General features: G+C 67.0%; 27 protein-coding genes. 18 read left to right on the top strand and 9 right to left on the bottom strand.

The window, feature by feature from the left end; all coding sequences use genetic code 11:
* The first annotated feature begins 117 nt into the window (after positions 1-117).
* Positions 118-942 (top strand): 2-oxo acid dehydrogenase subunit E2, encoded by an 825-nt coding sequence (locus EV652_RS31490; RefSeq protein WP_158441306.1) that lies wholly within the window; start codon positions 118-120, stop codon positions 940-942.
* Between the two features lie 31 nt (positions 943-973).
* Here the strand turns inward: EV652_RS31490 and EV652_RS31485 are convergent, their stop codons facing one another.
* Both EV652_RS31485 and EV652_RS31480 read right to left on the bottom strand, forming a co-directional pair.
* Entirely contained in the window at positions 974-1,582 is a 609-nt protein-coding gene (locus EV652_RS31485) for an Rv1733c family protein (protein WP_132212918.1), read from the bottom strand.
* 111 nt (positions 1,583-1,693) lie between these two features.
* On the bottom strand, positions 1,694-2,437 hold the full coding sequence (locus EV652_RS31480; RefSeq protein WP_132212917.1) for a GAF and ANTAR domain-containing protein: 744 nt from the start codon (positions 2,435-2,437) through the stop codon (positions 1,694-1,696).
* Positions 2,438-2,589: 152 nt separating this feature from the next.
* On the opposite strand from EV652_RS31480, the gene EV652_RS44210 reads away from it, so the two are divergent.
* Together EV652_RS44210 and EV652_RS31475 are read left to right on the top strand one after the other, a co-directional pair.
* Positions 2,590-2,766 (top strand): hypothetical protein, encoded by a 177-nt coding sequence (locus EV652_RS44210; protein ID WP_158441304.1) that lies wholly within the window; start codon positions 2,590-2,592, stop codon positions 2,764-2,766.
* Between the two features lie 207 nt (positions 2,767-2,973).
* The gene (locus tag EV652_RS31475; RefSeq protein WP_132212916.1) at positions 2,974-3,369 is read left to right on the top strand and encodes a low affinity iron permease family protein; all 396 of its coding nucleotides are present in this window, start codon (positions 2,974-2,976) and stop codon (positions 3,367-3,369) included.
* On the opposite strand, the gene EV652_RS31470 is transcribed toward EV652_RS31475, so the two are convergent.
* Genes EV652_RS31470 through EV652_RS31455 form a run of 4 tightly spaced genes read right to left on the bottom strand, consistent with a single transcriptional unit; the run spans position 3,363 to position 6,073 of the window.
* Positions 3,363-4,334 (bottom strand): YihY/virulence factor BrkB family protein, encoded by a 972-nt coding sequence (locus EV652_RS31470; RefSeq protein ID WP_132212915.1) that lies wholly within the window; start codon positions 4,332-4,334, stop codon positions 3,363-3,365. The genes EV652_RS31475 and EV652_RS31470 overlap by 7 nt on opposite strands.
* Positions 4,331-4,954 (bottom strand): DUF3618 domain-containing protein, encoded by a 624-nt coding sequence (locus tag EV652_RS31465; RefSeq protein WP_132212914.1) that lies wholly within the window; start codon positions 4,952-4,954, stop codon positions 4,331-4,333. Before EV652_RS31465 ends, EV652_RS31470 begins: the two co-directional genes overlap by 4 nt.
* On the bottom strand, positions 4,930-5,307 hold the full coding sequence (locus tag EV652_RS31460; RefSeq protein ID WP_242002127.1) for a phage holin family protein: 378 nt from the start codon (positions 5,305-5,307) through the stop codon (positions 4,930-4,932). Before EV652_RS31460 ends, EV652_RS31465 begins: the two co-directional genes overlap by 25 nt.
* 49 nt (positions 5,308-5,356) lie before the next feature.
* The gene (locus EV652_RS31455) at positions 5,357-6,073 is read right to left on the bottom strand and encodes a hypothetical protein (protein ID WP_132212912.1); all 717 of its coding nucleotides are present in this window, start codon (positions 6,071-6,073) and stop codon (positions 5,357-5,359) included.
* A 414-nt stretch (positions 6,074-6,487) separates the two neighbouring features.
* Between EV652_RS31455 and EV652_RS31450 the strand changes: the two genes are divergently transcribed.
* Positions 6,488-7,045, top strand: a complete 558-nt coding sequence (locus EV652_RS31450; RefSeq protein WP_132212911.1) for a hemerythrin domain-containing protein — start codon at positions 6,488-6,490, stop codon at positions 7,043-7,045.
* 71 nt (positions 7,046-7,116) lie between these two features.
* Here EV652_RS31450 and EV652_RS31445 read toward each other — a convergent pair whose 3' ends face one another.
* Positions 7,117-7,698 carry a TetR/AcrR family transcriptional regulator gene (locus tag EV652_RS31445; protein ID WP_132212910.1) on the bottom strand — a complete coding sequence of 194 codons (582 nt, stop codon included), beginning with the start codon at positions 7,696-7,698 and terminating at the stop codon, positions 7,117-7,119.
* A gap of 189 nt (positions 7,699-7,887) precedes the next feature.
* On the opposite strand from EV652_RS31445, the gene EV652_RS31440 reads away from it, so the two are divergent.
* The 9 genes from EV652_RS31440 to EV652_RS31400 all read left to right on the top strand — a co-directional run bounded on the left by EV652_RS31440 (position 7,888) and on the right by EV652_RS31400 (position 16,081).
* Entirely contained in the window at positions 7,888-8,640 is a 753-nt protein-coding gene (locus EV652_RS31440) for a GAF and ANTAR domain-containing protein (RefSeq protein ID WP_158441302.1), read from the top strand.
* An 85-nt stretch (positions 8,641-8,725) separates the two neighbouring features.
* Positions 8,726-10,813: a catalase gene (locus EV652_RS31435; protein WP_132212908.1), complete on the top strand. Its 2,088-nt coding sequence runs from the start codon at positions 8,726-8,728 to the stop codon at positions 10,811-10,813.
* A gap of 70 nt (positions 10,814-10,883) precedes the next feature.
* A complete protein-coding gene (locus EV652_RS31430; RefSeq protein ID WP_132212907.1) occupies positions 10,884-12,125 on the top strand; it encodes a 4a-hydroxytetrahydrobiopterin dehydratase family protein in 1,242 nt (413 codons plus the stop codon).
* Positions 12,126-12,155: 30 nt separating this feature from the next.
* A complete protein-coding gene (locus EV652_RS31425; protein ID WP_132212906.1) occupies positions 12,156-12,503 on the top strand; it encodes a VOC family protein in 348 nt (115 codons plus the stop codon).
* Positions 12,504-12,539: 36 nt separating this feature from the next.
* On the top strand, positions 12,540-13,343 hold the full coding sequence (locus EV652_RS31420; protein WP_132212905.1) for an alpha/beta fold hydrolase: 804 nt from the start codon (positions 12,540-12,542) through the stop codon (positions 13,341-13,343).
* The gene (locus EV652_RS31415) at positions 13,340-14,542 is read left to right on the top strand and encodes a PP2C family protein-serine/threonine phosphatase (protein ID WP_132212904.1); all 1,203 of its coding nucleotides are present in this window, start codon (positions 13,340-13,342) and stop codon (positions 14,540-14,542) included. Before EV652_RS31420 ends, EV652_RS31415 begins: the two co-directional genes overlap by 4 nt.
* Positions 14,543-14,592: 50 nt before the next feature.
* Complete coding sequence (locus EV652_RS31410; protein ID WP_132212903.1) at positions 14,593-15,357, top strand: GAF and ANTAR domain-containing protein; 765 nt, start codon at positions 14,593-14,595, stop codon at positions 15,355-15,357.
* Positions 15,350-15,694: an STAS domain-containing protein gene (locus EV652_RS31405; protein ID WP_132212902.1), complete on the top strand. Its 345-nt coding sequence runs from the start codon at positions 15,350-15,352 to the stop codon at positions 15,692-15,694. Before EV652_RS31410 ends, EV652_RS31405 begins: the two co-directional genes overlap by 8 nt.
* 81 nt (positions 15,695-15,775) lie before the next feature.
* Positions 15,776-16,081, top strand: coding sequence for a hypothetical protein (locus EV652_RS31400; protein WP_132212901.1), 306 nt, complete (start codon positions 15,776-15,778; stop codon positions 16,079-16,081).
* A 345-nt stretch (positions 16,082-16,426) separates the two neighbouring features.
* Here the strand turns inward: EV652_RS31400 and EV652_RS44780 are convergent, their stop codons facing one another.
* Together EV652_RS44780 and EV652_RS46250 are read right to left on the bottom strand one after the other, a co-directional pair.
* A complete protein-coding gene (locus EV652_RS44780) occupies positions 16,427-16,873 on the bottom strand; it encodes a class F sortase (protein WP_199238492.1) in 447 nt (148 codons plus the stop codon).
* Between the two features lie 278 nt (positions 16,874-17,151).
* Positions 17,152-18,390: an ice-binding family protein gene (locus EV652_RS46250; protein ID WP_369410054.1), complete on the bottom strand. Its 1,239-nt coding sequence runs from the start codon at positions 18,388-18,390 to the stop codon at positions 17,152-17,154.
* Positions 18,391-18,809: 419 nt separating this feature from the next.
* On the opposite strand from EV652_RS46250, the gene EV652_RS31385 reads away from it, so the two are divergent.
* From EV652_RS31385 to EV652_RS31365, 5 genes are all read left to right on the top strand, one after another.
* On the top strand, positions 18,810-19,205 hold the full coding sequence (locus EV652_RS31385; RefSeq protein WP_132212899.1) for a nuclear transport factor 2 family protein: 396 nt from the start codon (positions 18,810-18,812) through the stop codon (positions 19,203-19,205).
* 30 nt (positions 19,206-19,235) lie between these two features.
* The gene (locus tag EV652_RS31380) at positions 19,236-20,078 is read left to right on the top strand and encodes an alpha-galactosidase (RefSeq protein ID WP_255512649.1); all 843 of its coding nucleotides are present in this window, start codon (positions 19,236-19,238) and stop codon (positions 20,076-20,078) included.
* Between the two features lie 164 nt (positions 20,079-20,242).
* The gene (locus tag EV652_RS31375) at positions 20,243-21,259 is read left to right on the top strand and encodes an ABC transporter ATP-binding protein (protein ID WP_242002125.1); all 1,017 of its coding nucleotides are present in this window, start codon (positions 20,243-20,245) and stop codon (positions 21,257-21,259) included.
* Positions 21,259-22,074: an ABC transporter permease gene (locus EV652_RS31370; protein ID WP_132212896.1), complete on the top strand. Its 816-nt coding sequence runs from the start codon at positions 21,259-21,261 to the stop codon at positions 22,072-22,074. The genes EV652_RS31375 and EV652_RS31370 overlap by 1 nt, the downstream gene beginning before the upstream one ends.
* Position 22,075: 1 nt before the next feature.
* Positions 22,076-22,900 carry an ABC transporter permease gene (locus tag EV652_RS31365; RefSeq protein ID WP_242002140.1) on the top strand — a complete coding sequence of 275 codons (825 nt, stop codon included), beginning with the start codon at positions 22,076-22,078 and terminating at the stop codon, positions 22,898-22,900.
* Positions 22,901-22,914 lie beyond the last annotated feature (14 nt).

The following is a 22,914-nucleotide window of genomic DNA, read 5'->3' as shown; positions in this document are numbered from 1 at the left end:
CCCCATGGGTTGATGCCCTCCGGCCCTGCCCGGTGTGGGGGTCGTTGGCGTTCGCTAGAGACATGTCGACCGGAGGCACCTCAGCTGACGGCGAACGAGCAATTGAGAGGTGGCATCGTGCAGCGTCAGGACGCGAAGGTCGTGCCGGTGCCCTGGGTCCGGCAGTTCGTCATCGACGCCGGCCGAGCCGCACACCGCCGGCACGCCATCCACGGCCTGTTCGAGGTCGACGTGACCTCTGCTCGCCAGGCGCTGCGCGCCCATCGGCTCGCCACTGGCGAGGATCTCTCCTTCACCGCGTTCGTGATCGCCTGCGTGGGCCGCGCCGTGGCCGCTGAGCCGGCCGTCCAGGCGTACCGCGACCTCCGCGGCCGGGAGGTGATCTACGACCACGTCGATATCGGGCTGCCGGTCGAGGTCACCCTGGACGACGACGTCCCCTTCGCCTTCACCCATGTGATCCGTGCCGCCGACCGCCAATCCGTGCAGGACATCCATCATGAGATCCGCGCGGTGAAGGCCGATCCGAGCCGCAGCCCGTCGGTGCGCAAGGAGTCCTGGGCCCGTGCGTATCTGCTTCTGCCGGCAATCGTGCGTACTGCGCTGCTCGGCGTACTGCATCGGCTCCCGGAACGCCAACGCGCGGTGGCCGGGACCGTCGGCGTCACCGCCGTCGGGATGTTCGGCGCCGGCGGCGGCTGGGGCATCGCCTTCCAGCTGCACACCCTCGGCATCGTCATCGGCGGCATCACCGTCCGCCCCGCCCTCTGCGCCGGTCAACTGGTCGAGCGCGAATGGCTCCAACTGACCGTCAGCGTCGACCACGACGTCGTCGACGGCGCACCCACCGCCCGCTTCGTCAGCCGCCTCCGTGCACTACTGACATCCGCCGACGGCTTGCCGGGACCTACCACTCCGGTTGCAGCAGCGGCGCATCCCTGAACACCGCACTGAGCTGACTCGACTCGTGTTGTCAGGTTTGTCGGCGGGTCCAGCGGGGTGAGACCTCTGCCCACTCGCGTTCCCAGTCGCGCGCCGTACGACGATCCAGCGGGACCCTGGCCAGCCGGAACAGTCCGCACAGCAACAACCACGTCGCCATCACCACCGAAAGACCGACTACCGAACCAACCGCAGTACCGTTACCGGGCTGCTTCGGTGGCGCCACCACGGCACCGGAACGGTCGAGCCAGACGATCACCTCGGCGCCAATCTTGGTGCCGATGGCAACAGAAGCCATGGCCTGTCGTCGGTGACCGATGCCGTCCTCCCAGCCGACCCGCACGGTCGAGGTCGCCTGCCCCGGAGCCACGCCGATCGCCAACGGCGCGTCTTCGAGCGCGACCGCGATGACCTGCCGCAGTTCCGCGCGGCGTTGTGCCGCCGAGTGCTCCAGGGAGTTGCCGACCGACGAACCGACACCGGCCGCGATCGGTACCGCCAGCAAGGCCAGGACGACAGCACCGAGGAACAGCATCGACTCGATGCGATCCACCCGCCGGCGCAAACGGTTACGGCCGAACCCGAACCGTCGGGCCCGCATGACAACCCAGGGCTCACCCCGTCGTTCCTTGGTGCCCATCCTCGCCCCCTCGACCGCCGCACTGATCCCAGCCTGCGCCGAGCAACGCCACCCCCGTCAGGGCCATAAGTCCCACGCTTGCGCAGTTCGACGCCCCCGCCCCCGGTCCCCCTACTTCCGGGCGCCGGCTTCGGCGTCGCGGATGAGCTCGGTGGCCACGTCGCGGAGTTTTCGGTTGGACTGGCGGCTGAAGCGAACCAGCGTGCCGAAGCCTCGATCAGCCCCGATCGAGTAGCGCTCCATCAGGAGGCCGACCGCTTGGCCGATCAGGTCTCGGGTCTCGATAGCAGCGAGTAGGTGCTCCTCCCGCTGCGCACCCGAGTAGGCAACGGCCGCATGCGCAGCAAGCAACCTGCCGACGTGCTCGGACTCGTCGGTGAAGGTGTGAGCCTGGTCGGCGTACAGGTTGAGCGCGCACAAGCTGTCGTCCTCGACGAACAAGGGAAACGCAAGCATGCTCCGCGCTCCCAGTTCGGTCGCGCGCGGGGCGAAGTCCGGCCAGCGGGTCTCCCGGCTCATGTCGTCGACCCGGATGATCCGGCGTAGCAGCAGGGCGTCCAGACACGGACCCTGGTCCAATTCGGACATCACCGAATCGACGCGGGCAGGCAGCGAGCCCGACTCCGCTTTGTGTTGAACGTGCTTTCCGCCGACGAGAGCCGTCACGGAACCGGCCTGTGCCCCAGGTACGAGGTCGATCGCGGCCTGTACCGCTTCTCGCAGTACGTCGTCCGGAGCGTCGGCGTGGTGGAGGCCACGGGCCAGGTCGCTCAGCTCGTCCGCAAGCTGGACCGGCCTGGGCTCACCGCCTTGCGGTACCGGCCCGACACTCCGCAACTTCCGTTGATCGCTCACGAGCGTTCCTATCCACTCCTGCGTACCATCTACCGCCACCGCAGTCCAGAGTGGCCGAATATGGCCGAGGACTTGATCCGAGTACCTTCAGCGGTGATAGTGGTCCAGCCTCAGACAGTCGGGCGCCGGATCTTCCGATCTGTGAGGCCTCTATGCGCGATCACGACACCAGCTCGGTGCGACAGTTGATCTTCGCCCTGCATTCCGTCGAGGACGAGTTGCGCCCGGCCCGCGGGTCCGGCGATGTCAATCGACTGATTGTCCTGATCCGGCATAAGCAAGCCGTGCTGCGCGAACTACGCCGTCGCCGCCTCCAACGGATGGCCTGAGTCTGCCCAACCACAGTCCGATTGCGGGCCCGCCCCTCTTCGGAGGGGACAGGGGGAGCGGGCCCGCAATCACTCTCCCGCCGGACACCATCAGTGACGGGCTGACGTCGTCACCAGCGGTCGGAGGACCAGAACGACAACTGACTGTCGAGCATCCGGGATGCGAGCGCTATGCCGCAGCGCGAGGAGCGGACTAGGCTCCGGCGGATGGAGCGAAGCGAGGCTGCTCAGACCCGGGTGCAGGGTGATCGGCGCTCATTGTTCGACCGGTTCGTGCAGGCGGCGTACCTGCGCGTCAGCCAGGCGCCGTTCTTCTTCCTCTGCGCCGGCATCGTCATTGTCTGGCTGGCCAGTCTCCCGCTCTGGGTCGATCTGAAAGCCTGGCAGGTCGCGATCCACACGGTGGCCAGTGTGGTCACCCTGCTCCTCCTGGTTCTGCTGGAGAACGCCGCCCGCCGAGCCGAGGAAGCGTCCCAGGAGAAGCTCAACGTGATCGCCGAGGCACTAGCCGAATTGATGGCATCGCACTCCCGCACCGATCCAGCCCTCGAGGAAGCCACCCAGAAGTTGCGCGACGCGATCGGCCTGGAAGGTCGTCACTGACGGTTCACGCCGGGCTGCTGCGGGATGGAGTCGGCTTTGACGGCGTTTCGCCGGCCGAGGGGGCGAGGCTCGCCCTTGGTGGTGTCCCGTGCCGTTTGCTGCTCCGCCTCCGCATTGATCTCAGCTCCCAGCAGTACGGCGTACGCGGTCAGCCACAGCCAGAGCATCAGGATCACCGCCCCGGCCAGACTGCCGTAGGTCTTCGCATAGTTGCCGAAGGTCTGGACGTAGATCGAGAAGCCGACCGACGCGAGCAGCCAGATGATCGTCGCGACAACGGCGCCCGTGGACACCCAACGAATCCGGGGCGCGTCCCGATCAGGTCCCAGCCGGAAAGTGACCGCAAGCGCCGCCATGATCAGCACCACGGCAACGACCACCCGAAGCGCCTCGAGCCCGATCCGGACCGGGGTCGCCAGGTCCTCACCAATCGCTGCGCCGGCCGAGAAGAGACCGATCGCGAGCAGAACGAAGAGGACCGCTCCCAACGTCATGCCCAGAGCGAGTAGCTTCCGGCGGACGAATCCGCGCGTCTCCTCCTCGTCGTAGGCCAGATTGACCGCGGAGATGAGATACCCGACACCTGCGGAGGCACTCCACAGCGCGGCGAGCACGGCCACGATGACTCCGATCCCCAAGCCCTGCCGCGGTGCCGACGTCAGGGTGTCGAGCTGCTGGAGCAGCAACTCTCGCCCCGACGCCGGCATCGCTGCGGCCAGCTCTCCGACCTGGTCGCGGATCTGCCCCGGATCCGCAATCAGGCCATAGGCGAGCACCGCAGCAACGACGGCTGGGAACAGGGAGAGGAAACCGAAGAACGCGACGCCGGCCGCGAGCAGCGGCACCTGATCGGCCTTGGCCTCCGCCCAAGCCCGCCTGATCACCTGCCACCAGCCCGCCGCCGGGATCTCCGTCGGCTTGTCGGCATCCACTCCCGGAACGTCCGGCCGTCGTTCGTCGCTCATCGGCCCGAGGAACCAGCCTGCCGGACGTTGTCCGCTGAGTCCTTCGCATCTCCGGCAACCTGCTGCGCTGCCGACCGGCTCTCGTCCGCCACCTCGCCGGCTGCCTGGGATGCGGAGTGCTTGACGTGCGTCACGGCTTCCTGCGCCGGTTCCTGCAGATTCTCCTTGACCTCTTGGGCCATCTGGGCAGCCTGCTCCTTCACGGGGCCGGCGGCGTCCATCGCTGTGTCCTTGGCCTCCTGAGCCAGCTCGCGTTCCTTCGTGGACGCGGGGAGTGCCGCGGCCACGACCCATCCGGCCGCGAACGCGATCACTCCGGCGGCCAACGGCGTACCGCGGGTTCTCGCCCGAGCCCTGTCCGGTGCTGAACCGACAGCGTCACCGACATTGCTCCCTGCGTCCTGCACTGATGACACCGCGGAGCCGGCTGTACCGCCGACCGACTCCACGGAGCCCATCACCCGCTCCTTGAACCGGTGAGCCCCGTACCGGGCGCGATCGACCCGTCGGCCGACAACGCGAGTGGGACTGACCTTCTCGGTCAAGGCGTCGACGTCGCGACCGACGGTGCGCCGTGTCTGCTCGATGTTTCGCTTCAGCTGTTCCGGGTCTTCAGCCATTTCGCGTCCTCCTTGAGTGATTCGACCGTCTGGTCGGGTTTCGGATCGACCTCGCGCAACTCCTTGCGTCCCGTCATCGCCAGGACGGCGCCAACGAGCGCCCACACGGCGGCGACGATGAGCGCTGCCCAGATGAGGTCCATGGCTTCATCCAGGGCCCACATCACCGTCAAGGAGATGAACAGAGCGACCATCCAGCCCGCGAAGGCCGCACCGCCGAGCATCCCCGCGCCCTTGCCGGCCTTCTTCGCCTCTGCCTGGAGCTCGGCCTTGGCCAGCGCCAGTTCCTGGCGGGTCAGCTGTCCCAGATCGGTGGTCAGCTGGGAGACGAGCTCGCCGACCGACTCATCCATCGACAACCTCCTCGGATCGCTGCCCGGTGGTGATCCGCCGACAGTCATGTCACTGGTCCGATCCGGGCCCGAACCTGGGCGTGGCCGACGTCCGTGGATCCCGGTCGGGCGCTGTCGGGGTGGGGACAGGAGGCGGTGTCGAGGTCGGGGCGACCGGCGGAGCACTCGTCGGCGCCGGCGGCGGCGGGACGAGATAGTCGTCGGCGGCCGCACTACCCGCCGACCCACCACGCTCGTTCATGGTGCCGCTCGTCGTACCGGTGCCGCCCGCTGCCAAGGCACGCGTGAGGCGACCTGCCACCACGCCGGCCGCCGCGGCCACGAGCAGGAACGTGCCAGGCTTGCGCCGGGCCAGGCCGCGCACCTCTTCCAGCAAGTCGCCAGGCTCGTGCTTCTGCAGGAAGTCCGCAGCCTGATCCGTGAACTCGGCACCGCGCTGAGCCAGCTGAGTGCCCAGGCCGGACTGACCATGCTCGGCCATCCCGCGCAGCTCATCGCCCACTGAGCGAAGACTGTGCGCGGCCCGCTCCTTCTGCTGGCCTGCCTGCTGGACCAGTTCGTCCCGCGTCTGACCGGCCAGTCGCCGGGTCTGCTGACCGAGATCCGACGTCACGTCCGACGCCTTGTCCTTGACGGTCCCCGCAACCTGACGAGCGGCCTCGGCCGACGTCTCTTTCAGCTGCCCGGCTTCGTCCCGGGCTGCCTCGGCCACGCCTTCTGCAGGTGGACTGTCAGCGTCCATCCGATGGTTCGTCGTGGGCGTCATGTGACGACTCCTTCCAGGAGCATGTTGAGGGTGTTGCGAAACTCGTCCCCGCACGCGTCTGATCCGCCGCTCGACAAGGGCGGCGAGAGCTGTGGAGAGAAGGATCCAATCGGGCGAAACAGCGACGGAAGCCGTACCTCGCACCATGAATTGCGGGGTCGGCGCGCGGCCGACCAAGACGTCAAATGGCACTCTGTCGTACCACCCCTGAACTGCCAGGCCGGTACCCGTCGGCAAACCCGGTAACCCCACTGAGCAAGGCAATGTGAGCCATCGGGACATTTCGCTGCTGTCAGCTGCCAGGCCACGTGTGCCCACCGCGCCCAGCGACGCAGGACAAGCCTGATCGTCTGCGGCCGAAGGTGTGAAGTCGGGTACCGGGCGCGGCACCAGAACAGACGAAAGGACAGTGAGATGCCCGCCGACGTAGTCGATCTGATCATGCAGGACCACCGCGAGGTGGAGCGGCTCTTCGACGAGCTCAAGCAGAATCCGGACAAGCGCCCGAACCTGCTACCGGTGCTCACCACCCTGCTGACCGCACACAGCCGCGCCGAGGAAGCAGAGGTCTACCCGGTCGCGGCAGCCGAGGCCGGTGAGAAGGAAGAGGTCTCACACAGCCAGCAGGAGCACGTCGAAGCGGACCAGTTGCTGGCCAAGCTCGCCAAGACCGACCCGACCTCGGCCGAGTTCGACAAGGCGCTACAGAACCTGGTCGACGCGGTGACGCATCACGTCGAGGAGGAGGAGACCAAGGTTCTGCCAGGGATGCGCTCGAACCTGTCGGACCAGCGCCGCAGCGAACTCGGCGAGGCCTTCGCCGCCAGCCGCAAACAGCACCTCGGCGACCAGCCCGGCGAAATGACCCGCGAAGAACTGGAACAGCAGGCGAAGAACGCCGACGTGTCCGGTACGTCGGGCCTGACCAAGGATCAACTGAAGCAGAAGCTCCAACGCGACGCCAAGAGCTGAACCACCCCCATCAGCAGATCCGGTCGTCGGCAAGGAACCGACGACCGGATCTTCTTCTGGCCGGGAAGCGCTCAGCGGTGCTGATCGATCAGGGCGGCCGCCATGGCCTGCGCGCGGCGGGCGGCTTCGAGGTCGCCCTCCGCGGCGGACACGATGGAGCCCTTCATGAGGATGTGCCAAGAGCGCGCGAACTCGTCGGGTTCTCGCAGGCCGGCCTCGGTGGCCAGTTGAGCGACCACGGTGCGGATGTTCTCCAGGTGGCGGATGCTGGCCTCCCCCAGGACATGTGTCGCACCCATCTCGAGCATCACGTTGACGAACGTGCAGGTGTCGAACCCGTCGCTGCGGAACCAGTCGTCGAAGACATCGAAGATCGCCAGCAGCATCTCTTCGCCGGTGCTGCCGCGCCGCCGGGCCTCGGCTTCGACCAGCCCCAGGGTCCACACCTGCTCGCGATGCTCGAGGACGGCTAGGACGAGTTCGTTCTTGGAGGGGAAGTGCCGGTACAGCGTTGCCTTGGCGATGCCCGCTTTGGCGATCACTTCTTCGACGCCGACATCGCGTACGCCGCGCTGCGCGATCAACTCGTAGGCGGTGTCGAGGATGCGCTGCCGGGGTGACGCCCGGCGCTCCGCAGTCCCAGTAACCGTCATGATGCGCCACCCTACGCCCTGGACACGGGCTCGAACAGGGAGTAGAAAGAGTTGTCTTCCTACCTACTCCCCAGTGGGCGGCAGCCGGAGCCTCGGGCCTCGTCTGACCCGGGCACATCGAGACTTCAGCCATGTGGCCGAGCGTGCATCGAGGGCATTCAGACCGCACCGGCTGCAAGGAGGAAGTCCGTGACCTTTCCAGACGTCACCCCGGAGTCCCAACCGACAGACCCGTCGGAGCTGTCCCACCGTGCAGCCGCGATCGATCGATCGGCGGCTGTTTCCGACGAGGACCGGTTGGAAGACCTGGTGGTGCAGTTGCACGAAGCGCCTGATGTCCAGCAGACCGTTGATCGCTTCCTGTCCTTCGCGGTCGAGTTCCTCACACCTGACCACGCCACCATCGCGCTGAAGCGCCGTACCCGACTGTGGTCGGCCGCAGCAACTGATGACGCCTCCTCCGCGGCGCTGGCGGCCCAGCTCAGTCTTGGCCAGGGGCCGTGCGTCACTGCGATGTCTACAGGCTTGAGTGTTCTCGTCCCTGACACCGGGCAAGAGATCCGTTGGCCCGAGTGGACCCAGGTGATCACGCCGAGGGGCCGCTCGATCTTCAGCATCCCGCTCACCGCTGCCGGGACGACCATCGGCGCCTTGAACCTCACCAGTGAACGACCGCACATCTTCGACGCTGCCGATATCAGGGCGCCCCGGGTCGCCACCTATGGCGCTGTTGCGATCGCCGCGGCGCAAGAGCGCGAGTCCCTGCTCGAAGCGGTCGAAGCGAGCAAGTGCATCGGCCAAGCCATCGGCGTCCTGAGGGAAAGATTCAGCATCGACGGCGACCGCGCGTTCGACATCTTGCGGCGCTACTCCCAGGACAGGAACAAGAAACTCCGCCAGGTGGCCAAGCACTTGCTGGACACCGGCCAACTCCCCGACTGAACTGGACGGCATCGATCGAGTTGACAGTCCGACAGGACTGACCAGGGGTACCGGGCCTGCGCACACCGGCCACTGAGGAGACCCGATGCCCCCGAAACGCACAGCCGCCACCACACGTCGCAGTACGAGCACGCCGGCGGCAGCGGCCGACGTACGGCCCGTCGAAGAGGCCGGAGGCAGGCTTCAGGAAGGGCCGTTCCTGACCACGGCGCAGGGACTCCGCCTAGCCGACACCGACCACTCTTTGAAGGTCGGTCCGCGCGGACCAAGCCTGATGGACGACTTCCACCTCCGGGAGAAGATCACCCACTTCGACCACGAACGCATTCCGGAGCGGGTGGTGCACGCGCGCGGCGCGGCTGCGCACGGAACCTTCCAGGCCTACGGGAACGCCGCGGCGGCAACCAAGGCCGGCTTCCTCCAGCGCGGTCGCGAGACCCCCGTGTTCGTGCGCTTCTCGACCGTGCTGGGCTCCCGCGGCTCGGCCGACACCGTTCGCGACGTCCGTGGCTTCGCGGTGAAGTTCTACACCGACGAGGGCAGCTTCGACCTGGTCGGCAACAACATGCCGGTCTTCTTCATCCAGGACGGAATCAAGTTCCCCGACATCATCCACGCGGGCAAACCGCACCCGGACCGCGAGATCCCGCAGGCCCAGACCGCCCACGACACCTTCTGGGACTTCGTCTCACTGCACACCGAGGCGACCCACCACGTGATGTGGGCGATGTCCGACCGCGGCATCCCGCGCTCGTTCCGGACCATGGAAGGCTTCGGCGTCCACACCTTCCGGCTGGTGAACGCCCAGGACGAAACGTGTCTGGTCAAGTTTCACTGGAAGCCGGTGGCCGGCATCCACTCGCTGGTCTGGGAGGAGGCGCAGCTCGCCGCCGGCGCCGATCCCGACTTCCACCGGCGCGACCTCGCCGACGGCATCGAGGCGGGCGCGCCACTGGAGTTCGAGCTGGGACTGCAGATCATGCCCGACTCGGAGGATCAAACGTTCGAGGGTATCGACCTGCTCGACCCGACGAAGATCGTGCCGGAGGAACTGTGCGAGGTACAGCTGGTCGGCAAGCTGACCCTGGACCGGAACCCGACGAACTTCTTCGCCGAGACCGAGCAGGTCGCCTTCCATACCGGTAATCTGGTGCCCGGGATCGAGGTGACCGACGACCCGCTGATGCAGGCGCGCCTGTTCTCCTACCTCGACACCCAACTGACCCGACTCGGCGGACCGAACTTCACCCAGCTCCCGATCAACTGCCCGCATGCCGCGGTGAACGACAACCTGCGCGACGGCATGCACCAGACCGCGGTGCATCGCGGTGTGGCGCCGTACCTGCCCAACAGCCTTGGCGGCGAGCAGGAGCCTGTCCCCGCGGCCGAAGCTGAGGGAGCATTAGTGCACGTGCCGCGCGAGGTCGCCGGGCCGAAGATCCGCGCGAATCCTGTCTCGTTCGGTGACCATTTCTCCCAGGCGGCACTGTTCTGGTCGAGCATGAGCGAGGTCGAGCGGACTCATATCGTCGAAGCGTTCACCTTCGAACTGGGCAAGTGCCACGAGCAAGCGATCCGCGAACGGATGCTCGGCGTCCTGGCCCACGTCGACGCCGACCTGTGTACTGCCGTCGCCGACGGACTCGGTCTCCCTGCTCCCCAAGGCACTCCGCCGTCGGGCGTGGTCCCATCGCCCGCGCTGTCGCAGATCGCCTTCGCCCCGGGTCCGATCGCCGGCCGAGTGATCGGCGTCGTCGCCGATCACGGCTCGGACCTTGCCGGGATCGGCAGGCTCCGCCGCGCCGTCGAGGCGCAGGGCGCCGTACTGCGGGTCATTGCGCCGGTCGGCGGGACACTGAAGACGAAACGCACTGCCCAAACCGTCGACCGTACCCTCCTGACCACTCGTTCCATCGAGTACGACGCCCTTGTCGTTGCCGCTGGCAACCCAACGCTGAGGGACAGCAAGCTGACCGTCCTGCTGACTGAACTCTTCAGGCACTGCAAGCTGATCGGCGCCTGGGGCGACGGCGACAACGTCCTGACCGAGGCCGGCATCGATACCACCGCTCCCGGCATCCTCATCGGTGAGGCGATCACCAAGGCCTACACCACCGACCTCTTCGCCCTCGTCGGCATGCACCGTGCCTGGGACCGGGCGGAACTGCTGTGACGGCAGGTGGGGAACGGGTGCTCCGGAGTTCCGGACGTGGTTCGTCCGGAACCAGGTCTAGCGTGAGGCCATGACGAGAACGAGCGAGTTCCAGCAAGCGGGCGGCGTCGAGGACTGGCGGAGCCTTGGCATCGGCGCGAGTGCCTGGTTCGACGCGCCGTCGATGACGGCAGGTGCGGCACTGATCGGCCGCATCGCCGAATTGACGGACGGCAACAGCCTGCCAGACCTGGATCTGCGCGCCGGCGGCGTACGCGTGCGGATCGGTTCTCCGGATCTCACTGAGGCCGACGTGGACCTCGCTCGCGCGGTCTCGGCGGCGGCTCAGGACCTGGGCTTGGCGGCCGATCCGGCCGCGCTGCAGACTGTTCAGCTTGCGATCGATGCCATGGATGGGCCTTCGGTGACGGCGTTCTGGCGTACGACGCTCGCCTACGAGCCGATCGGTGACAGCGGCCTCGGAGATCCGTTGCGCCGGGATCCGGCGATCTCGTTCCACCGCCAGGATCAGCCACGGCCGCTGCGCAATCGGATCCACGTCGACGTCGGCCGGACGCCCGAAGCGGTGCAGGCGGTCAAGGCCGCCCTCGGTCGCGAAGCGTACGGCGCATTCGACCTGACCATCGCCGACGCCGAAGGAAACGAGATCGACCTGGTCCCGGGCGGTGAGCTGTCGGAGCAGCCGGAGACCGCCGACTGGCAGGCGATGTTCGGCGCGATGACGTTCTACCCGACCGCGTCGCCTCCGCAGGCAAGCCGGCTCGCGACGACCGTTGCCGCGCTGGCCGACGACGCCGGCATTCCCTTGCTGGTGGACCTACGGGCGGACGGCGTCACGATCGACAGCGGGAAGGACCTGTGGGAGGACGACGAGGGTGCGGCCGAGCCCCGGTTCGTGGACCTGGCCAGTCGAATCCAGACCGCCGCGCACGACCTGGGTCTCTCCGCGGACACGACTCGCCTGCGCTTCGTACAGCTCGCCATCGACGCAGTCGACGTACCCGCGGTCCGGGCCTTCTGGACAACCGTGCTCGGCTACCGGCACGACCCGCGCACCTTCCTGACCGACATCTACGATCCGCGCCGACTGGATCCGGTCATCATGTTCCAGCAGATGGACGCATCGGAGGACGCCCGACGCCGGCAGCGCAACCGCATCCACCTCAATCTCACCGTTCCGTACGATCAGCTCCAGGCCCGCATCGACACAGCCGTCACCGCAGGCGGCCAGGTCATCACCGACAAGTCTCCGACTCACTGCACCCTCACCGACCCAGAAGGCATCGAGCTGACCATCACCACCCACCCCTAGCCCGCGGCTTCGGCCCGGAGAGGCGGCACTATGGCGATCAACGCAGTCCTGGCGGTGTTACCGGTCGCAGAGTTCGACGAGGCCTGCGACTGGTACGCAGCGTTCTTCGGGCGGCCTGCGGACCAGCGCCCGATGGACTCTTTGGCCGAGTGGCATCTGAGCGATGCGGGCGTCGTTCAGGTCTTCCACGATCCAGGCAAGTCAGGCCGAACGACGGTCAACTTCTTCATCGACGATCTCGACGATCGAGTCGCCGAACTGACCGCAAAGGGCATCACGACGACCGACCCCATCATCGTGGCGAGCGGACGCCAACGTCTCGTGACCTGTGCGGATCCCGACGGAAACCAGCTGGGACTGCTCGAACCCACTGGCTGATGCCGCTGTGCTGGCTATGGCTGCGAGGATGGGTGGGTGGACATCTTGCGCAGGAACAACGTCGTCGAGACCGGCAACCCGGGCGGGCGGGCGGTTGTGTTGGCGCACGGGTTCGGATGTGACCAGAACATGTGGCGGTTGACCGTTCCCGCTCTGGCCCCGGATCACCGGGTGGTGCTCTTCGACTACGTCGGTTCGGGCCGGTCCGACTTGTCGGCTTTCGACGAGCTGCGCTACTCCTCGCTCGCCGGGTACGCCGAAGATGTGTTCGAGGTCTGTGCCGCGCTCGACCTGACCGATGCAGTGTTCGTCGGGCACTCGGTCAGCGCGATGATCGGCGTACTGGCCGTACAGAAGGCTCCGGAGCGGATCGGGGCATTGGTGATGGTCGCCCCCTCCCCCTGCTACGTCGATGACGGTGACTACCGCGGCGGGTTCAGCGTCGAGGACATCGACGAGTTGCTCAGCTCGCTGGAGTCGAACTACCTCGGATGGTCCGCCGCGATGGCACCGGTCATCATGGGTACGCCGGATCGGCCCGAGCTCAGTGAGGAGCTGACGAACAGCTTCTGCGCGACCGATCCCGCCATGGCTCGCGTGTTCGCGCGGACGACGTTCCTGTCCGACTCCCGCGCGGATCTGGCCACGGTCCGGGTACCGACGTTGATCCTCGAGTCGGCCCAGGATGTGATCGCTCCGCGACAGGTCGGCGCGTATATGCAGGCCACCGTCCAGGGCTCGACTCTGGTCACCTTGGACGCCACTGGTCACTGCCCGCACCTGTCGGCGCCCGAGGCCACCAACCAAGCCATCGCGGATTTTCTCGCGCACCTGAGATGACGGACGGCATCGAGTGGGCAGACACCGCCGAGGAGGCGTACGACGCCGCCCCCAGCGGCCACCTGTCGACGTCGATGGACGGGATGATCGTCACGATCAACAGCACGTTGCTCGACTGGCTCGGCCTGCCCCGGGACGCGGTTGTGGGGCGACTTCGGTTCCCCGACCTGCTGACTGTCGGCGGCAAGCTCTACCACGAGACCCACTTCGCTCCCCTGCTGCGAATGCAAGGCGAGGTCGGCGGAGTCGCTCTCGAACTCAAGCGGGCCGGCGGCGCGCGGATGCCCATCCTGGTGTCGTCGGTGGTCAAGTACGACGACACGGGCCGGCCACTGCTGATCCGTACCACGATCTTCGACGCGCACATCCGGCGTACGTACGAAGAGGAGCTGCTGCGGGAGCGCAAGGTCGCCGAGGTGGCCCGGCATCAAGCGGAGGAGGATCGCGCCCGACTGCAGGACGCCTTGGCCGTCCTCCAGCAGTCCCTGCTGCCGGCGACCATGCCGGAGGTGCCGGGAGTGGCGACCGCGGCGACCTACCACACCGCCTCACCCGACGAACTCGGCGGCGACTTCTACGACCTCTTCGCCATCGACGGCGAACACTGGGGCTTCTTCCTCGGCGACGTGTGCGGCAAAGGTCCCGCCGCTGCCGCGGTGACCTCGGTGGCTCGCTACACCTTGCGAGCCGCCGCGATGCACGACCCAGCTGCAGCGCTGGGCACTCTGAACGCACTACTACACGAGCGGTATGCCGGCGGAGACCTGCGCTACTGCACGGCCGTCTTCGGGACTCTGCAGAGCGACCTCGAGACAGGCCGCGTCGCGATCCGGTTCGCATCGGGCGGCCACCCGCCACCGCTGCTGATTCGCGCCGACGGCCGCTGCGAGTTCCTCTCCAGTCCAGATGGCACGCTGATCGGCATCCTGCCGTCATCGCAGTTTCCGCAGACCGACGTCACGCTCGATCCTGGCGACATGCTGCTGCTCTACACCGACGGACTGACCGAAGCCCGGGTCAACGGCGGGCGTGATTTCTACGGTCCGGACGCCTTGCGGACGCTGGCGACGCAGTACGCCGGGACGTCACCGGACGCACTCGTCACGGCACTCTCCGACGTACTCGCCGGCTTCGGACCTCGCCTCTCGGACGACACCGCCTTGCTCGCACTCGGGGTACCGGCTCGACCTGTGAGCTGATTCGCCGCCGTCTGTCCGAGCGGCTGTCGCGGCAAGGCATCATGTTGGCCATGGATCAGTCAGGCCGGCTCTCCGGCGTCGAGAACCCCATCGTGAACCCGGCGGCCGAGCATGTCACGCTGGATCACCAGGAGGCATTCGGAGCAGGCGCCTTTGCCCGCCTCGCGGTCGAACTTCACGACGCGGGAGGCGTGGAAGAGACGGTCGAGGCAGTCGTGCAGTTCGCGCTTCAGGCGGAGGCATGCTCCTACGCCGGTGTCGTACTCACCCTGCGCGGCGAGCTGGAGACCGCAGCCGTGACCGACCCCCTGGTCACCGAGATCTACCAGTTGCAGGCCGACGTCGGCGAGGGCCCCATGCTGACCGCGCTCGGCGAAGGAGTCGTCGTGCACGTCCCCGAGGTCAAGGCTGAGAAACGATGGCCTGCCTGGGCGGCACGGCTGACGCAGGACCGGGTCGGATCGGCGCTGCACGTCCCGATGTGGGCGAATGAGCAACTCATCGGTGTGCTGTCGCTGTTCAACACCGAACCGAACGCGTTCACCGCCGACGACGAAGCGATCGCCCACATCCTGGCCCGGCATGCCTCGGTCGCCGTCGCCTCGGCGCGAGACGGCGAAACGATGGCCGCGGCGGTGGACGCGCGCAAGCTCGTCGGACAGGCGATGGGCATTCTGATGGAACGCTTCGACCTCGACGAGACCAGCGCGTTCGAGATTCTCAAGCGCTATTCACAGCAGAACAACCTCAAATTGCGCGACGTCGCGCAGGATCTGATCGACACCCGGAAGCTACGAGGGTCCGACGGTGAGTGACGAACTGCTGTCCGTCGCCGTACTGGACCGCGGGTCGGACCTGGTGATCAGCGTCTCCGGCGAGCTGGACTTCGGCACCACGGCCGGCTTCTTGGAGGTCGCTCAGCCGCTCGCAGCAGCCGGGCACTCGCTGATTCTGGACCTGGCGGAGCTGGCGTTCTGTGACTCCAGCGGCATCGGAGCCTTCGTCCGGCTCCACAAGCTGGCCGAGAATGCCGGTGGCACGCTGTGCCTGGCCCGGCTGCGGCCACAGCTCGAGTCCACGATCAAACTGACGATGCTGCACCGTCTCCTCCTGATCCGCGACGACGTACCCGCCGCGGACGACTCGGTGTAGCTTCTTTGCCCGGAATGCGTAGAAATCCTTGCGCTGGGCACCGAGGAGGGAAGTCCACACCTTCCCTGGGGAAAGAGTGCCGTGACCGACGTGTTCGCAGAGATCAACGGCCATCAAGTGGTGGACCTGTCCCGGGTGACACCACAGGGCCATTCCATAGCAGTCCCGGTCTGCTTCAGGTGCGGCGCACACTTCACCAACCGCGCCGAGATCGAAGCCACCTCCTGCCCAGCCGCCGGCAACTCCCACGGCCACGACCTCTTCACCGACCCCGAATCCGGCCTCCTGTACTGCAGCCGCTGCCCGCTGGTGGCCTACGACCTGACCGACGCCCACACCGAACCAACCTGCCCCATGCCACTGCAGCCCTGGACGAGCACGAACTGACGGCACCGCCTACCGCGCCGCCGCCTGCGCACTCGTTGCCGAGGACAATGATCGCGCTTCGGTACTCCGCGTGCAGCCCGACACCCTGCGCAATGCCTTTCGGCATCGTCTTACCCCATTGGCCGACCTCGGCAGCCTTGTCCAGCACCGCCCGCAACCGCTGATCCCGGAGAAAGTTGCGGCGGAAGCACGCTCCTCGCCAGCGACTCCGCAGTCTGCGGCGTCACAGGCCGCGCTGCGTCCTGACGTGCGACCTCGCTCATGATCGGCACAGCATCCCATACCGTCCCGACCCCTCATGCCCCTCGCGAAAGCCACGGCAACGTCAGGCATTGCGCTGTGGGCTCAGGCGACCAGGTCGGCGAATACCACGATGTTGGCCTCGTACTTGTTTGACCTGTCGTCCAGCCCGCCACAGGTGATCAGGCGCAATCCGGCATGGTCGAGGTCGCCGTACACCGCGGCGCTGGGAAAGGTGGACTTGGGATACTGCCTGACCCGGGTCACCCGGAATACGGCGTCGGAGCGGTCCTGCCGGGTCACCACGATGGTGTCCCCCGGCTTCAGCCACGCCAGCCTCGCGAAGACGCCTGCCCGTCCGGACCAGCGGACATGGCCGGCGATGACGGCTGGGCCCTTCTCACCCGGTGTGGGCGCGCCGGTAAACCAGCCGGCCGGGAAGCCGTTCGGGGGTACTTGCAGAGTGCCGTTGCGCTTGAGACCGAGGCGCATCAGGCCTGAGTCCACCCCGATCGCTGGGATCGCGACCCGGATCGGGGTTGACCTCCGCATCGGTGCCGACGGCCTGCGTCTGTTGCTGGGCGGTGGTGACCGGGACGGTTCGGCGGACGGCTCCGGGCGGAGTGATGGGCTGGACGTGCGCGGTCGCGGCCGACTGGTGGGTGCCGCGAGCGGGCTCGGCGTGATCACAGTGATGGTTGGCGCAGCGGTTCCGCTTGGTGTGACGTCGGCTGAGGTGGGGCCGGGCTGAGTCGGCCCCGTGCCTGACTCAGTTGAACACCCGGTCACAGCCAACGCTGTCGCGACGAGCAGAACCGCTGCGCCGGTCTTCATGGGGTGCCGGCTGCTATCCAACCGAACCACGAGACGGTCGGAGCCTCGATCAGGCACATCGACTCACCCGATGCGTCCCCGGTACCCACGGAACCTTCGGGGATCTCGGTGACCTGCGGAGGTAGAGGTGTGGTCGGCGGTGTGGTCGGCGGTGTGGTCGGCGGTGTCGTCGGCGGCGTGGTCGGCGGTGTCGTCGGCGGTGTCGTCGGCGGTGTCGTCGGCGGTGTCGTCGGCGGCGTGGTCGGCGGCGTGGTCGGCGGTGTCGTCGGCGGCGTGGTCGGCGGCGTGGTCGGCGGCGTGGTCGGCGGCGTGGTCGGCGGTGTCGTCGGCGGTGTCGTCGGCGGCGTGGTCGGCGGTGTCGTCGGCGGTGTCGTCGGCGGTGTCGTCGGCGGCGTGGTCGGCGGCGTGGTCGGCGGTGTCGTCGGCGGCGTGGTCGGCGGTGTCGTCGGCGGCGTGGTCGGCGGTGTCGTCGGCGGTGTCGTCGGCGGTGTCGTCGGCGTGCAGCGTGGTTTGGTGATGGTGTTGGTATCGAGCGTCACGGACCCGTTGCGGGCCAGCATCCGGCCGACGGCCCTGGCGCCGGTGTCCATGGTGATGGACGTCAACGCCAGGATGGTCCCGCGGAACCGGGTCTCGGTCCCGAGCGTCGCCGAACTGCCCACCTGCCAGAACACGTTGCAGGACTGGGCGCCGTTGGTCAGTACCACGCTGCTGCTGGTCGCCGTGGTGAGCGCGGATCCCACCTGGAACACGAAGACCGCCCCCGCGTCGCCCTCGGCGTCGAGGGTCAGGGCTCCGGTCAACCCCATCGAGGAGGCCGAGTTGTAGACCCCTTGTTTCAGCGTCTTCCCGCCCAGGTCGTCCGTGATCGGCGTTGGCGGCGACTCTCCCGCCGCGACGTTGTAGGCCGTGACCAGATCGTCCTTCGCCCCCTGGGTCACGCTGTCGCCGGCGTGGTTCGTTCCGGTGATCGTCATCGTCCCGGTGCCGCTGATCGCCGGATTCGGAAAACTGCCGATGTCCCCGGTCAACACGGTGGGTCCGGTGTTCGTGATTCCCGCACCAGCGAGGACCACGAAGCTCTCGGCGGTCCCCAGGGGCACCGGCACGGCCGCCGCCGAGGCGCTGCCGTCGGTTCCCAGCAGACCGGCCGCGGAGACGGCGAACGCTGCCGTCACCGCCAGCACGCTGAGGCGTATTCGAGGACCTACCGGTAAAGACCTGGACGGCTTCATGACTGACTCATCTCATCCTTCGATCAAGCCGCCTGACCCACAGATCACCACGACTGGTTGCGCCCGTTTCACAGCGCTTTCGCCAAAGGAGGCTCCGCGGTCACACGCTCGACGGACCCGTCAGCCGGTACTCGACAAGAGCACGGCAAGAATCGACGTCAGCAGATCATCATCGGCAGCAGGACAGGTCCGGGCCTACCGCCGGCAGACAACGTGTTCGCACCCCGTTCGACCGGCGATTGCATGCCCCCGCCGATCACGTTTCGTAACTGATCCTGACGCTAGGTTAACTGTCACGTTATGTCAATGGCCGGATGGGTGCCGTAGTCAACTATCCAAAACCAGTTGCCGCCGTCAACTACCAGAGTCGACGAGGTGGTGCGTTATCCAGACAGTGATGAGCGGATTAAGGTGGGCCAATGGACCACGAGACCGCTCAGGACTGGCTCGACCGGTACGTCGAGGCGTGGAGGTCCTACGATCCGGACGACATCTCACGGCTGTTCAGCGAGAACGTCGCGTACCGCTACCACCCGTACGACGAGCCGATCGCCGGCCGGGACGCCGTCGTCGCATCCTGGCTAGGAGAGAGCGCCTCGGCCAGTGCCTCCACCCGCGACGCACCCGGCACCTACGACGCCGAATACTCCCCGGTCGCGGTCGACGGTGACACCGTGGTGGCCACCGGCACATCGCAGTACCGCGAAACGCGCGACGGGCCGGTCGTCCGCACCTACGAGAACTGCTTCGTCATGCGCTTCGACGACGCAGGACGCTGCCGCGAGTTCACCGAGTACTACCTCCGCCGCCCCTGACCCGCTGCCGCATCCAGAAACGTCAGATTGGTGCAGTTCGACAGGAGGTGTCGGGCGATCGAGCCGCATACCGGGTGGGGTAAGGCGGGGAATGGCTGGCAGCAGGCGCATACGTCCTGTCGAACTGCACGAGGCGGACCCGTCAGAGGCGACGGAGTCACCACTGACAACATCCCGGACATCGAGGCCTGGTCGAAGGCGATCGACCAGAGCGGCCGGAAGATGTGGCTCACTGCGAGCGCCTGGCCGGTGCCACGCGAGGCGGGCGAGGGCCTGAAGCCCTGGGCCAACAGCGTCCGCGTCGACACCGACATCGAGTGCTACTGCAACACCGTGTCGACCTGGACGTCGTCGGTCGACAACCGGTGGGAGGACCTGCCGAAATGGCTCGACGTGGTCGCGCCGAACTACTGGCCGGACCTCGACTCGATGCCGATCTCCAACAACACCGGCGCCGGCATCCAGGACGGCATCAACGACATCGAACGGCAGAGCGTGATGACATTCTGGTCGATGGCCTCGTCACCGCTGTACGTCGGCGGAGACATCGCCAACCTGGACGACAAGGCCGTGTCGATCCTCACCAACCGCGAAGTGATCGCGGTCGATCAGGCCGGCGTGATCCCTGCCCAGGTCACCAGCGGAACCCTGCAGGTATGGAAGAAGCGACTGCCCGACGGCCGCCTCGCAGTCGCGGTCTACAACCTCGGCGACCAGACCACCGACATCACGGTGCCGTGGGACCAGCTTGGTGTGAAGGGGAATCGGAAGGTCCGCGACCTGGCGAACCGCCACGACCTCGGCAGCTTCAACAAGTCCTGGACCGCCAAGGGCGTTCCCGCCCACGGCTCCCGCCTGATCACCCTGTCCTGACCGCCGATCAGCTGACCGAACCGGCCCGGCGGGGCAAGACCACCGCGTGATATTCCATCGTCGAAGTGAGGAGGCTGCTGCTATCGTCGCCGGGTGGCCGTGGGGAGCTGGGATCGCTGATGCAGCACACGCCATCGGACGCGCGCTCCGGCCATGAAGGGTCGTTGGCGACTCCAATCATCGAGGTCGCCGATCTCACGAAGGAATTCTGGCGGCCCGATGTGCGGCCCGGGCGCTTTGCCGGCACCAGGTCGCTGTTCACCCGGGCGCGCAAGATCACCAAGGCTGTCGACGGCATCAGTTTCCACATCGATCCCGGTGAGTTGGTCGGCTTCCTCGGCCCGAACGGCGCCGGGAAATCCACGACGATCAAGATGCTCACCGGCATCCTGGTCCCCACCTCGGGCACCGTCACGGTCGCCGGTCAGGTCCCCTGGCGTGATCGGCGCCGTAACGCTCGCACCATCGGCGCCGTCTTCGGGCAGCGAACCCAACTCTGGTACGACCTCCCGTTACGCGACTCGTTCGAGATCATCAGGGATCTCTACACCATGGATCCGGCGACCTACCGGACGCGGCTCGGGGAATTCACCGAGTTGCTCGATCTGGACGAGTTCATCGACACCCCGGTGCGATCGCTGTCGCTCGGCCAGCGGATGCGCGGCGACCTGGTCGCCGCCATGCTGTACGCCCCGCCGATCCTGTATCTCGACGAACCGACGGTCGGACTCGATGTCGTTGCCAAGGGCAAGATCCGGGAGTTCGTCGCGGAGGTCAACGCCGGCCGCGGTACGACGGTCATCCTGACCACCCACGACATGGACGACGTCGAGCGACTCTGCCGGCGCGTGGTGATCATCGATCACGGCAAGATCCTGTACGAGGGCGATGTCGAGATGCTCAAGGCGCAGTACGTCACCAGCCGCGACATCGTGGTCCACTGCACCGACTTCGACGCCACCACCATCTCGTCCCCGTTCGCGCAGGTGGTCTCGGCCGACCCGTTCAAGGCGACGCTGCGGTTCTCCCCGGAGACGACGGCCGCACCGAAGGTCGTGCACGACCTCACCTCGCGCTACCCGATCACCGACCTGTCCGTCCTCGAGCCCGACCTCGAGGACGTGATCCGGCAGCTGTACACGGAACGGACACCGGCGGCGGCACGCAGTACGGGCAGCTGATGTACGTCGATACCCTGAACACGCGCCTGACCGGGCTGCGCGGCCTCTACCGGGCCGGGTACCGGTCGGTCCTCGCCTACCGCGCGGACCTCCTGTTCGGCGTCGTCGGGCTGGTCATCCAGGCCACCCTGACCGTGGTCGTCTGGCGCGTTCTGTACGCCGGTCATGACGAGGTGGCCGGGATCGGGAGCTCCACCGCGGTGGCGTACGCCGTACTGGCCGCATGTATTCAGTCCGTCGTCATGCCCTGGCAGTTCTCGTCACTCCCACAGCGAGTCATGCGCGGCCAGATCGGCGTGGACATGATGCGGCCACGATCGCTGATCAGCCAGAACCTGGCCCAAGCCGGCGGCACGATGGTCGGCAGGCTTCCCATCGGGGCCGCGGGTCTGATCACCGGCCTCGCGCTCGGAGGAGTCAAGGCGCCGCACTCCCTGCTCGACCTGCTGGCCTGGGTCGTGTCGATGGTGCTCGGCATCGCGAACATCATGACCATCAATCTGCTGGTGTCCATGACTGCCTTCTGGACCCTTGAGATCGGCGGCGTCCTGATCCTGTACAGGTTCGGGTCGGCGTTCCTGTCCGGCGCCCTGATTCCTCTGTGGTTCATGCCGGGATGGCTGCAACCGATCATCAGCTGGCTTCCGTTCCAGGCGCAGATCTACGCGCCGCTGTCCATCTGGTTCGGGACCAGGCACGGGGCCGAACTGCTCGGCACACTGGCGGTTCAGCTCGGCTGGGTGCTGGTGCTCTTCCTGCTCTTGCAGCTGGTCTGGCGTCGAGCGGTCCACAAGGTGGTGGTGCTCGGTGGCTGAGATGGTCCGGTCATGGTCCGCCGTCCGGGAGGATCTGCGCGCGAGCCGGATCCTGCTGCGAGCCGGCTGGCGTGCGGCGATGACGTATCGCGTCAGCTTCCTGTCGACAATCGTCGGGGGCGTGGCGCTACAGGGTACGCAGCTGTTGTTCATCGGGGTGCTGCTGTCGAAGTTCAACGTCATCCACGGCTGGCGGTTGAACGACATCGCGTTGCTGTTCGCCATGCGGCTGGCCGCACATGCGTTCTACGTGGTGCCGTTCGGCGCGCTGTTCTCGATCGACCAGGCGATCCAGCAGGGCGATGTCGACCGGTATCTGCTGCGCCCGGCCGGAATCTATCTGCAGGTCGTGACCCGCTATGCACCCATCATGGCCCTCGGCGACACGCTTCTCGGGTTCGGATCGCTGGCACTCTTCGCACCGCAGTCCTCGGTGTCCTGGACACCCGGAAAAGTGGCCTTCCTGATCGCCGCGTTGATCGGCGGCGGACTGGTCGAAGCCGGTCTGCAAACCTTCCTGGCCGGGCTGTCCTTCCGGATGACGTCCACCACGTCGCTCCGGATCCTCGCCGACGACACCATCACGCGGTTCAGCAGCTATCCGCTGACCATGTTCAGCCGCTGGGGATTCCTCTCCCTCACCTTCATCTTCCCGATGGCGTTCATCGCCTACCTGCCGGCCACCGTGCTCCTCGGACGCACCGACCAGTTGCCCATCCCTGCCTGGCTGGCGTACATCTCACCGTGCGGCGGACTGGTCGTCTTCACCATCGGTCTCACCTTCTTCAACCGGATGATCCGGCAGTACAACAGCCCCGGCAGCTGAACCTGCTGGTCGGC

Origin of the sequence: Kribbella steppae (genome assembly GCF_004342025.1) — a bacterium.
GTDB classification, from domain to species: Bacteria; Actinomycetota; Actinomycetes; order Propionibacteriales; family Kribbellaceae; genus Kribbella; species Kribbella steppae.
The sequence above is the reverse complement of the archived record's forward strand: the minus strand, read 5'-3'. Positions and strand labels throughout refer to the sequence as shown.